At 69.7% G+C, this 11,548-nt stretch carries 9 protein-coding genes; all 9 read right to left on the bottom strand.

Annotated features, from left to right (window positions below; translation table 11 throughout):
* Positions 1-1,026 (bottom strand): cell division protein FtsZ (gene ftsZ, locus BN13_RS16745; RefSeq protein WP_084733851.1); only part of this gene is annotated, 1,026 nt, incomplete at its 3' end.
* 189 nt (positions 1,027-1,215) lie between these two features.
* Positions 1,216-1,893: a cell division protein FtsQ/DivIB gene (locus BN13_RS16740; RefSeq protein ID WP_048548324.1), complete on the bottom strand. Its 678-nt coding sequence runs from the start codon at positions 1,891-1,893 to the stop codon at positions 1,216-1,218.
* 266 nt (positions 1,894-2,159) lie between these two features.
* Complete coding sequence (murC, locus tag BN13_RS16735; protein WP_048548321.1) at positions 2,160-3,605, bottom strand: UDP-N-acetylmuramate--L-alanine ligase; 1,446 nt, start codon at positions 3,603-3,605, stop codon at positions 2,160-2,162.
* Entirely contained in the window at positions 3,602-4,711 is a 1,110-nt protein-coding gene (murG, locus tag BN13_RS16730; RefSeq protein WP_048548319.1) for an undecaprenyldiphospho-muramoylpentapeptide beta-N-acetylglucosaminyltransferase, read from the bottom strand. Before murG ends, murC begins: the two co-directional genes overlap by 4 nt.
* Positions 4,704-5,984 (bottom strand): putative lipid II flippase FtsW, encoded by a 1,281-nt coding sequence (gene ftsW / locus BN13_RS16725; RefSeq protein WP_048548317.1) that lies wholly within the window; start codon positions 5,982-5,984, stop codon positions 4,704-4,706. The genes murG and ftsW overlap by 8 nt, the downstream gene beginning before the upstream one ends.
* Before the next feature lie 14 nt (positions 5,985-5,998).
* Positions 5,999-7,477, bottom strand: coding sequence for a UDP-N-acetylmuramoyl-L-alanine--D-glutamate ligase (murD, locus tag BN13_RS16720; RefSeq protein WP_235434102.1), 1,479 nt, complete (start codon positions 7,475-7,477; stop codon positions 5,999-6,001).
* Entirely contained in the window at positions 7,474-8,559 is a 1,086-nt protein-coding gene (mraY, locus tag BN13_RS16715; RefSeq protein ID WP_048548314.1) for a phospho-N-acetylmuramoyl-pentapeptide-transferase, read from the bottom strand. Before mraY ends, murD begins: the two co-directional genes overlap by 4 nt.
* On the bottom strand, positions 8,556-9,962 hold the full coding sequence (locus BN13_RS16710) for a UDP-N-acetylmuramoyl-tripeptide--D-alanyl-D-alanine ligase (protein WP_048548312.1): 1,407 nt from the start codon (positions 9,960-9,962) through the stop codon (positions 8,556-8,558). Before BN13_RS16710 ends, mraY begins: the two co-directional genes overlap by 4 nt.
* Complete coding sequence (locus BN13_RS16705; protein WP_053079896.1) at positions 9,959-11,521, bottom strand: UDP-N-acetylmuramoyl-L-alanyl-D-glutamate--2,6-diaminopimelate ligase; 1,563 nt, start codon at positions 11,519-11,521, stop codon at positions 9,959-9,961. The genes BN13_RS16710 and BN13_RS16705 overlap by 4 nt, the downstream gene beginning before the upstream one ends.
* Positions 11,522-11,548: the final 27 nt, after the last annotated feature.

Below are 11,548 nucleotides of genomic sequence, written 5' to 3'. Positions count from 1 at the left end.
GGCCGGTTGCGCGGCCGGAGCCGCCGGGCGGGCCGGTGCCGCTTGGACTGCCGGACGCTCGTCGACGCGGCCCTTGGGCGTGCCGCCGTCGAAGCCGGCCGCGATGACGGTCACGCGGACCTCGTCGCCCAAGGCATCGTCGATGACGGCGCCGAAGATGATGTTGGCGTCCGGATGGGCCGCCTCTTGCACCAGGCGCGCCGACTCGTTGATCTCGAAGAGGCCGAGATCGCTGCCACCCTGGATGGAGAGCAGGACGCCGTGGGCGCCGTCGATGCTGGCTTCGAGCAGCGGCGAGGAGATGGCCGCCTCGGCCGCTTGCACGGCGCGGTCCTCACCGCGGGCCGAGCCGATGCCCATCAAGGCGGAGCCGGCGCCCGACATGACCGACTTGACGTCGGCGAAGTCGAGGTTGATCAGGCCCGGAGTCGTGATCAGGTCGGTGATCCCCTGGACACCGGAGAGCAGGACCTGGTCGGCGCTGCGGAAGGCATCGAGCATGCTCACGGTCCGATCGCTGATGGACAGCAGCCGGTCGTTCGGGATGACGATGAGGGTGTCGACCTCTTCACGCAGCTTCCCGATGCCGGTCTCGGCCTGGTTGGCCCGACGCCGGCCCTCGAAGGTGAAGGGGCGCGTGACGACACCGATCGTCAGGGCACCAAGACCCTTGGCGATCTTGGCCACGACGGGAGCGCCACCGGTGCCCGTGCCGCCGCCCTCACCGGCCGTCACGAAAACCATGTCGGCCCCCTTGAGGACCTCCTCGATCTCCTCGGCGTGGTCCTCAGCCGCGCGCCGCCCGACCTCCGGGTCGGCGCCGGCGCCGAGGCCCCGGGTCAAGTCACGACCCACGTCGAGCTTGACATCGGCGTCCGACATGAGCAGTGCCTGCGCATCGGTGTTGATGGCGATGAACTCGACACCTTTGAGTCCGACCTCGATCATCCGGTTGATGGCGTTGACTCCACCGCCGCCGATGCCGACGACCTTGATGACAGCCGGATAGTTCTTACGTGCAGCCACTGCGAGGGCCTCTCTTGCTTAAACGTCCAGTTGAAGGTTAGGACCTGGATGGGAAGACTTTCACCCCGCACGCTATGCGCCCAGGGCAGATCGGTGCAACGCAGACGTAGGCGTGTCGCGGACTTTGTCCGCAATCCGGGCCTTGTCGATCGCCGGCGTGGGTTGGGGTGAGGTCGCGGCGCAAACCGCTCAGGTCGTGACGGGCGTGTCCGGCGCGCTGATGTCGATCGTCTTTGGGTTCTGCTGCAACAGGATTGACACGAGCTTGGCCTTGAGTTCGACGCGATCGGCGTCGCCCCACACCACAGACGTCGCCCCCACCTTGAAGGTTACGAGTTCGGCATTGGTGACCTGCAGGTCGGTAACCGTTCCGCGCAGCTGATCCGGCATCGCCTGCACGACGTCGATCGCCACCCGCAGGGCGCGATCTGACGTCTGCTCCCCCGCAGCTGGCTTCACGACGGCGATGCCCGCGGGTGGCGCCGCGACGTTCTCGAAGCGAACCCCCTCGATATCTACAAGTTCAACTTGACCTTCAGACTTCTCGAAGGCAATGATTGGGATGCGTGGGGCCACATGAACGATGAGCGAGTTGGGGAAGCGTCGCTCCAGGCTCGCCCCGGCGACGCGCCGATCCTGCTCGATCGCCGCTTCGACCCCGCCGAGCCGGGTGAGCAGTAGCGGTTGGCCGCGGAGCCCGGTCGCGCGGGCACGAGCCGAGTCCTCGACGACGCCGGCGACGCCATCCACCCGGATGTGCTTGATTCGGGTCAGGGGAGACAGCAGCACGACCCACGCCAACCCCAACACCACCGCCAGGGCAATGGCGATCTGCACGAGGCGGGGCAGCCGGCCGCGCGGAGGCATCCGCCGGGACGTCCCGCGTTCTGCTGTCGCGGCACGAGTCGTGACGGGACGGAAGCGCCGCGCCGTCGACGTGGTTGGTTCCGGTCGATCCGCAGGCTTGGGGCGGTCCGCCAGGCGCGACATGCCGGACCGGTCCAGGGTGGCCGTTCGTGCCGACCTCGCTTGCGGCACAGCGGTTTCCCGGTGCTCCCTACTGGAGGCATTCGCGGTCCCGGCATAGCGGCGCGCCGGTTGAGCCGGGCGCGACCAAGGCAGGGACGGTCGTTTCATGATGGGTCTCCCTCCATCGCCAGGGCGGCCAATAGCGCCGGCGCCAGCCGGGTGACGTCACCGGCCCCGACGGTCAGCACCAGGTCTCCGGGTTGCGCCCGCCGAGCCAGCGCCGCCACCGCCTGCTCCGGTCGCTCGACGAGTTCGGCGGTGGAGCCGAGCGCGGCCAGGGCCTCGGCGATGAGATGCGAGTCCACCCCCGGCATCGGCTGCTCGCGCGCGCCATACACCGGCAAGAGGACGACCTGGTCCGCCCCGGCCAGCCCCGCCGCGAATTGCGCGGCGAAGTCACGGGTGCGGCTGTAGAGGTGCGGCTGGAAGACGAGCCGCACCGCGCCGTCGCCGGCGACGGCCCGAGCGGCACTGACCAACGCCGCGACCTTCGGGGCGTTGTGCGCGTAGTCATCGACAACGGTGATCCCACGCACGGTGCCCTTGACCTCGAACCGACGTCGGGTGCCGACGAAGCTCTCAAGCGCCTTTGCGAGCGCGGCGGGGTCTGCCCCGAGGCCAAACCAGCCGACAGTGAGCGCGGCGACGGCGTTGGCGAGATTGTGCCGGCCGGGAGCCGCAATGCGAAGATCCACGCCCTGATCGCCGGCCACGACGCGGGCCGCTCCCCCGGCACCGGTCAGGATCACGTCCTCGATGCGCACGTCGGCGTCGTAGGACTCGCCATACGTCAGCACGCGTGTCCCGGCGGCTGCGGCCCGAGCCGCGAGGCGCGCGGAGCCGGGGTCGTCCGCGCCGGCGACCAGCAGACCGCCGGCCGGGATCGTCGCGGCGAACGCGGCATACGCCTCCTCGACGTGGGCGAAGTCGCCATAGAAGTCGAGGTGATCCGGCTGGACGTTGGTGACCACGGCGATGTGCGGGTGATAGGTCAGAAAGGAACTGTCGGATTCGTCGGCCTCTACGACAAAGGCCCGGCCCGCCCCGATCGTCGAACTGACGCCGGTGGCGACTAGCGGGGACCCGATGGCATACGACGGGTCGAGTCCGGCGCCCAAAAGCGCCGTGGCGACCATCGCGGATGTCGTGGTCTTGCCATTGGCCCCCGCGACGGCGACGCGCACCCGATCGCCCATGCTCATGGCGAGCGCCTGAGCCCGGTGCAGCACCCGTATGCCGCGCGCCCGCGCCGCCGCAAGCTCCGGATTGGTCTCGGGGATGGCCGAGCTCACCACGAGCGTGTGGACGCCGTCCACATGGGCGGCGTCGTGACCGATAGTCACCGCCACACCCGCCGCCCGCAGACCGGCGACGGCGTCGGACTCGGCGCCGTCACAGCCCGTCACCGTCAGGCCGGCGGACGCGAAAAGGTGGGCGATGCCGGACATCCCGGAGCCGCCGATGCCGATGAAGTGCACCGCGCCGGCCCGCGCCAGCGGCGGCAATTCCACCGTGAAATCGAACCGGGGATTGACCACCAGCGACGTCATGACGTGCCTTTGCGCGACGCGAACGCCTCGTCGACCAGGTCGGCCAGCAACTGGTCGCCGCCGCGCTCGCCTGCCCCGGCCGCCGCAGCCTGCATCGTCGCGAGCCGAGCGCGATCCAGCAGCAGACCGGCGACGTCGGCGCGCACACGATCCGGGGTCAGCGCGGCGTCGTCGATGAGCAATCCTCCGCCGGCGGCGACCACATCCGTGGCGTTCAGGCGCTGCTCGCCATTGCCGATCGGCAGCGGCACATAGACCCCGGGCAGGCCGACGGCGGTGAGCTCACAGACCGTATTCGCCCCCGCTCGGACCAATGCGAGGTCGGCCACGGCGTAGGCGAACTCCATCCGGTCGGCGTACTGGCGCACGACATAACGGGCGCCGTCGACCGGCTCGGGCTCGGGGAAGTCCTTGCCGGCGCCGGTGAGGTGCAGGACTTGGATGCCGCGCGCCAGCAGATCAGGGCCCGCCTGCTGCATCGCGGCGTTCAGCCGCGCCGCCCCCAACGAGCCGCCGGTCACCAAGAGCGTCGGCCGCCCCTCGTCGAGCCCGTATGCCGCGAGGGACTCCCTTCGCAACGCCTCCCGGTCGAAGTGGGTGATCTCGGGGCGCAGCGGCATACCGACAACCCGGGAATGCGCGAGCTTGGTGATCGGGAAGGTGACGCCGACGAAGCGAGTCATCCGGGCACCGAGGCGGTTCGCCAGGCCGGCCCGGGCGTTCTGCTCGTGGACCACGATCGGCACGCCGCGGCGGCGAGCGGCCAGGTAGGCGGGCGTCGAGACATAGCCGCCGAAGCCGACGACCACCTGCGCTCCGGTGTCGTCGATCGCGGCACCGGCGGCGTCCACAGCGGCCTTGAGGTTGCGCGGCAGTCGAGCGAGATCGCCACTCGGTTTGCGCGGCAGCGGCACCTTGGGAATGGTGCGCAGGGGGTAGCCACGGTCGGGAACCAGCCGGGCCTCGAGGCCGGTCGCGGTGCCCAGCGCGGTGATCGTCATGTGCGGATCGCGCGCGCGCAGGGTGTCGGCGAGGGCGAGCAGGGGCGAGACGTGGCCCGCCGAGCCCCCGCCGGCGAGCAGGACGGAACTTGGTGACTCAGCCACGGGCCCGCCCCCTGCGCCACCGCGCCAGGGCCGCCTGCGACCCTCGCATACCACCTGGCCTGGCCGCGAGTTGCTCCTTGCAGCCGGGTTCGGCTCGGGCGAAGGACAGCAGCACGCCGGCCGCCAGCATGGTCGTCACCAGCGAGGAGCCCCCGGAGGACACGAAGGGCAATGGCACACCGATGATCGGCATGAGTCCGATGACGGCGCCGATATTGATCATTGCCTGGACCGCGATCCACGTCATGATGCCGGCCGAGGCGATGCGCACGAAGAAGTCTTCCGAGCGCATGACCAAGCGGTAGGCGCAGTAGGCGAAGACGGCGAAGAGGATCAGGACGGCGAGGGCACCGATGAGTCCGAGTTCTTCACCGATGATCGCGAAGATGAAGTCGTTGTGCGGCTCGGAGAGCCAACGCCACTTCTCCTTGCTTGCCCCGAGGCCGATGCCGGTAAGCCCGCCATCGGCGAGGGCATAGCGCGCGTGCATCGGCTGGCGGCAGGTGTCGAAGTAGAGCTCTTCATTGGCCGGAACGCACTGACCCGGGTTAAGCCAAATGCTGATGCGTTGCAACCGGTTTGAACTGGTGATGGTGAGCCCGGCGACGCCCACCAAGCCGATGACGCCCGCGAGCGTGAACCAGCGGGCCGGCATCCCGGCGGCGAAGAGCATCCCGCCGACGATGGCGGCAATCACCATCGTTGTCCCCAGGTCGTGGCCCCACATCACGAGGATGAGCATCGCCATCGCGGCCGGCACGACGAACGGGACGAGCGCCTCCTTGAAGGAGCCCATCAGGTGGCGCTTGTGGGCGAGCACGCCAGCACCGAATAGCACCAGCGCGAGCTTGCCCATCTCCGACGGCTGGACGGTGAACGCCTTGAAGTCGAGCCAGTTGCGGTTGCCCTGGGTTCCGGTGCCCAGCGGCGTGAAGACCAGCGCCTGCATGAGCAAGGTCACAATCAGGGCCGTGCCGCCGAGGCGTCGCCAGCCCGACACCGGGATCCGGATGGCGATGGCGATGGCGACGATCCCCAGGACCGCGAAGATCGCCTGAGTGATAAAGACGGTGTATGGCGAGCCGCCGTTGTCGTGGATCGAGACGATCATCGACGCCGACAGCACCATCACCAGGCCGATGGAGACCAGCAGCGTGGTCACCGACATCAGGAGGTAGTAGGTCGCCGTCGGGCTGTCCATGAGGTGGCGCAGCCGGGCCAGCGGGCCGGGCTCACCGGTGGTCCCGGAAGGCGAGACCGTCGTTGCGCTCACGAATTCACTCTCCGTCAGCGGCGGAGGGCGAGCACTGCCTTTGCGAAGGCGTCGCCCCGGGCGCCGTAGTTGGCGAACATGTCCATGGACGCCGCGGCCGGCGCGAGCAGGACCACATCACCGGGGTGGGCGAGTGAGGCCGCGGCGCGCACGACGGCGTCCATCGCACCAGTGTCGGTCTCGGCGATGTCCACGACAGGGACATCCGGCGCGTGTCGGGCCAGGGATTGCGCGATGGCGGCCCGATCGGCGCCGAGGAGGACGACGCCGCGCAACCGGCCGGCCGCGTCGGCCACGAGGGGGTCGATGTCGGCCCCCTTGAGCAGTCCCCCGGCGATCCACACGACCCGCTCGTAGGCCCCGAGCGAGGCGGCCGCGGCATGCGGATTCGTCGCCTTCGAGTCGTCGATGTAGAGAACGTCGTCGAGCCGGGCGACCTGAGCGACCCGATGCGCCTCGGGCACGAACGCGCGCAGGCCGTCGCGGACGGCGACGGGGGGAACGCCATAGGCCCGGGCGAGCGCGGCCGCGGCGAGCGCATTGGCGACCACATGCGGCGGGACAGGTGCCCCGTCGCGGGCGAGGTCGGCGATCATGCCGAGTTCGGCGGCGGTGGTGGCGCGCTCGGCGAGGAAGGCGCGGTCGGCGAGCACGTCGTCGACGATGCCGACCATGGACGGCGCCGGCGTGCCGAGGGTGAACCCGATGGCGCGCGCCCCCTCGACGACCTCGGCGTCCTCGACCATGCGGCGCGTCTCGTCGTCCTGCACGTTGTAGATGCAGGCCACCTGGGTGCGGGCATAGACCGACGCCTTGGCCGCCCAGTAGGCCTCCATGGAGCCATGCCAGTCGATGTGGTCGGGGGCGATATTCAGGCACGCCGACGCCAGCGGCGAGATCGACTCCGACCAGTGCAATTGGAAGCTGGAGAGTTCGACGGCGATGACGTCGTAGGGCTCGGGATCCATGACGGCCTCGAGGATGGGGCGCCCCACATTGCCCGCCGAGGTCGCGCGCAGACCCGCGGCGCGCAGGATCGAGGCGAGCATCTGCACGGTCGTGGTCTTGCCATTGGTGCCGGTGAGGGTGAGCCAGGGGGCCGCCCCCTCACGGGGCCGCATCCGCCAGGCGAGCTCGACCTCTCCCCATACGGGTATGCCGTGCCCTGCCGCCGCGACGAGCAGCGGCTGGTCCGGGCGCCAGCCGGGCGAGGTCACCACCAGATCCGGGAGGCGGTCCCTCGGCAGGACGGTGCTCGCGTCCTCGCCAGTGCGGACGTCGACGTCGAGGATGGTCAGGATGCGGGCGCGCTCCCACGCCGCCGAGCGCTCGGCCGGGACGGACCCGTCCACGATCATTACGTGCGCGCCGCGCTCGGCCAACGCATCGGCGGCGGCGAAGCCGCTCACGCCCAAGCCCGCGACGAGCACGCGGAGACCGGCCCACTCGGCGTCGCGATGCGTCAGGCCGCTGAGATCGCGGCCGGCGGTCACTTGATGCCCCCGACGACCCACTCGGCATAGAAGATTCCGAGGCCGAGGGCCACGAAGAGCCCGGCGATGATCCAGAACCGGATGACGATCGTGACTTCCTGCCAGCCCAGGAGTTCGAAGTGGTGCTGCAGCGGGGCCATCCGGAAGACGCGTTTGCCGGTGGACTTGAAGGACGCCACCTGGATGACGACCGACATCGTGATAACGACGAAGAGACCGCCGAGGATGACGACGAGGAGTTGGGTTCGCGTCGTGATGGCCAGGCCGGCGAGGGCGCCGCCGAGGGCCAGGGAGCCGGTGTCACCCATGAAGATCTTGGCCGGCGAGGCGTTCCACCACAGGAAGCCGAAGCAGGCGCCCATCGCGGCAGCGGCGACGACCGCGAGGTCCAGCGGGTCGCGGACGTCGTAGCACTTCAGGCTCAGCGTGCTGGCGCAGTTCTGGTTGTTCTCCCAGATGCCGATCAGCACATAGGCCGCGAAAACCATCGTCGAGGCGCCGGTGGCGAGGCCGTCGAGTCCGTCGGTGAGGTTCACGCCATTGGACATGCCCGAGACCATCAGGTTGGCCCAGATGACGAAGAGTGCCGTGCCGATCAGCGGCCCGGCGAAGAACAGGTCGATCGGCAGGTCACGCACGAACGAGATCGCCGTGCTGGCCGGGGTGCGGTCACCCGCGCCCGGGAAGTGCAGGGCCAGGGTGGCGAAGATGATGGCGACGATGGCCTGCCCGAGGAGCTTCTGCTTCGAGGTGAGGCCGAGGCTGCGTTGCCGGCTGATCTTGGTGAAGTCGTCCGCGAAGCCGACCAGGCCCAACCCGCCCATCAAGAAGAGGACCAGGAGCGCGCTGGCGGTGAGGCGGGTCATGGTCGCGGCGTGGGCGGCGAAGTAGCCCAGGACGGTCGCAAGGATGATCACCGCCCCACCCATCGTGGGGGTGCCGCGCTTCGTATGGTGCGAGGTCGGCCCGTCGTCGCGGATGAACTGCCCATAGCCGCGCCGGACCAGGAACCGGATGAAGGCCGGCGTGCCGAGCAGGCCGACGATAAGGCCGACAACGGCCGCGATGAGGACGAGCTTCACCGGAGTGCCTCCGGGCTGAGGAGCTGGTCGCCGAGGAAGCGCAATCCGGCCCCGTTGCTCGACTTGATCAGGACGATATCGCCCGGTCGCAACTGCTCGGACAAGATGGCCAAGGCCTCCTCGGTCGTGGCGACCTGGTCGATTTCCAGATCCCCTCGGTCGTATGCCGCGTCGGCCCCCACCGCGATCTCCGCGGCCGCTGCGCCGACCACGATAAGGCGTTGGACGCCGCGGCGCGCGACGTCGGCCCCCGTGGCGCGGTGGGCGGCGTCGCATTCGTCGCCGAGTTCGAGCATCGGGCCGAGCACCGCCCAGGCTCGCCGACCGGTTGCCATGGTGCTCAACGCGGCCAGGGCGGCCGCCATCGACTCGGGGTTGGCGTTGTAGGCGTCGTTGACGATGGTTACGCCGTCGTCGCGGGTGGTGACCTCCATGCGGTAGCGGCTCACGGGGCCTGCACCGGCGAGGGTGGCAACGATGTCCGGCAGGTCCAGGCCGCACACGAGTGCGGCGGCAATCACGGCGAGGGCGTTGCCGACCTGGTGTCGCCCGGCGACGGCCAGGCTGACCGGCACCGAGTCGCCGTCGGCGGTGAGCGTGAAGCTGGCCCGGCCGTCGGCGTTGAGGCTGATGTCGGTGGCTCGGACGTGGGCCCCGGCGCTTTCGCCGACGAAGACCACTCGGGCACGCGTGCGGGCGGCCATGGCCGCCACGAGATCGTCATCGGCGTTGAGGATCGCGACGCCGTCCGTCGGTAGCGCCTCGACGAGTTCGGCCTTGGCCGTCGCGATCCCCTGACGGGAGCCGAACTCCCCGACATGCGCCGATCCGACGTTGAGCACGATGCCGATCGCTGGCGGCGCGATCGTCGTCAGGTAGTGGATGTGACCGATGCCCCGGGCGCCCATCTCGACCACCAGGAAGCGGGTGTCGGGCTCGAGTCGGCAGACGGTCAGCGGCACACCGACCTCGGAGTTGAGCGAGCCGACATTGGCAACGGTCGGTGCTGCGGCGGCTAGGACCTGGGCCAGCAGGTCCTTGGTTGACGTCTTGCCGGAGGAGCCGGTGATGCCGATAACCCGCAGGTCGTCAGCCCGGTCGACCAGGTCGCGGGCGATCGCGACGAAGGCCGCCTGCTCGTCGGGCACGACAATGCCGGGAAGCTCGGTGACCGGCCGCGTCGTCAAGGCCGCAACCGCGCCAGCGTCGCGCGCTCGCCCGGCGAAGTCGTGCCCGTCGAGTGCGGCACCGATGCGGGCAACATAGAGGCTGCCCGCGCCGGCCTCGCGACTGTCGGTGACGACGGGGCCGTCGATGACCACGCCCGCGGCGGCGGCCATATCGATCCCGAAGAGCTCACCGCCGGTGATCTCGGTGAGTTGAGCGAGAGTGCGCGCGATCACGAGGGGGACCCCGCGGCATACGCCTGGAGCTCGGAGCGCAACTCGACGCTGTCGTCGAAGGGCTCGATCACGCCGGCGACCTCCTGACCCGTCTCGTGGCCTTTGCCGACCACGGCGATGACCGCGCCGGGACCGAACGCCCCGGCCTCGGTGACCGCCGCGGCGATAGCCTCCCGGCGGTCGGCCACTTCGAGAATACGAGCGGACCCAGAGACCGATCGAGCCCCCTCCAGGAGCGCGGCCCGGATGGTCGCCGGGTCCTCGCTTCGGGGGTTGTCGTCGGTGACGATGACGATGTCGGCCCCCGCAGCGGCCGCGCTGCCCATTGCCGCCCGCTTGCCCTGATCCCGGTCCCCACCGGCGCCGAGGACGACCACGAGGTGACTCGCCTGGGGGCGGAGCGCTTCCAGCGCGGCGCTGACGGCCTCCGGGGTGTGCGCGTAGTCGACGACGCCGACGAGGCCCGCCGAATCTGGCGGCGTGACGCGCTCCATCCGGCCGGGCACGTGCGGATCGGTCAGCACGGCCCGCTCGACGTCGGCACTCGGGTAGCCGAGTTCGAGCAGGGTCACTGCGGCCAGCGCCGTGTTGGTCTTGTTGAAAGATCCTGGCAGTGCCGATGTCAACCTCAAGTTGACATTCACACCGGAAAGAGTGAAGTTTTGGTCAAGGGTTGAACTCAGAATGTAGTCAGCAGTGCTGTCCGTGCCGACCGTCACCACGGGGATCGCGCTCTGCGCGGCCAGGCGCCGTCCCCAGTCATCGTCGATGCAGACGACGGCGCGGCGGGCCCGCTCGGGGGTGAACAAACTGGCCTTGGCGGCGAAGTAGTTGTCCATCGTGCGGTGCATATCCAGGTGGTCTTGGGAGAGGTTGGTGAACACCGCGACGTCGTAGATCACCCCGTCAACGCGGTGGAGCGTTAACGCGTGACTCGACACTTCCATCACGCAGGTATCCACGTCACGCTCGCGCATGGTCGCCAGCAGGGCGTGCAAGTCCGGCGCCTCCGGGGTGGTGCGGGAACTCTTGATGACTTCGTCGGCCACCCTGGTCTCGACCGTCCCGATCAGCCCGGTGCGCCGACCCAACGCGCGCAGCGCGCCATCGAGGAGGTAGGCGGTGGTCGTCTTGCCATTGGTCCCCGTGATTCCGACCAAAGCGAGTCCCGCCGGGGCGGTGGCATAGACCTGAGCGCTGACGGCGCCCAGGACCGAGCGCGGGTCGGCCACAACCACCATCGGTATGGCGATCCCCGCCTCCCGCAGCAATCGCTCCCCCGCGTCGTCCGTCAGGAGGGCGACGGCGCCCCGGTCGATCGCCCCGGCGGCAAAGCGCGCGCCGTGCGTGATCGCGCCCGGGAGGGCGGCATACAGGTCACCGGGCAGGACGCGACGGGAGTCCAGGCAGACACCCGTGACAACAACCGAGATCTCCTTGGTGCTACCCCCCACAGAATCGATCTCCTCGTCACCCGAGAAGGCGACGACGGCGCCAATCGCCTCGGCAATATCCGCGAGCGCGACCGGCGGAAGCGAGGTAGGGCGTGGTCCGACCACGATCGCCAACCCGTCAGCCGCCGGTGG

It is taken from the genome of Nostocoides jenkinsii Ben 74 (assembly GCF_001046875.1).
In the GTDB taxonomy this organism is placed as follows: domain Bacteria; phylum Actinomycetota; class Actinomycetes; order Actinomycetales; family Dermatophilaceae; genus Nostocoides_A; species Nostocoides_A jenkinsii.
The sequence above is the reverse complement of the archived record's forward strand: the minus strand, read 5'-3'. Positions and strand labels throughout refer to the sequence as shown.

Coding starts and splice junctions, on each gene's coding strand:
- BN13_RS16740 (WP_048548324.1), bottom strand. CDS start 1,893: ATGCCTCCGCGCGGCCGGCTGCCCCGCCTCGTGCAGATCGCCATTGCC.
- murC (WP_048548321.1), bottom strand. CDS start 3,605: ATGACGTCGCTGGTGGTCAATCCCCGGTTCGATTTCACGGTGGAATTG.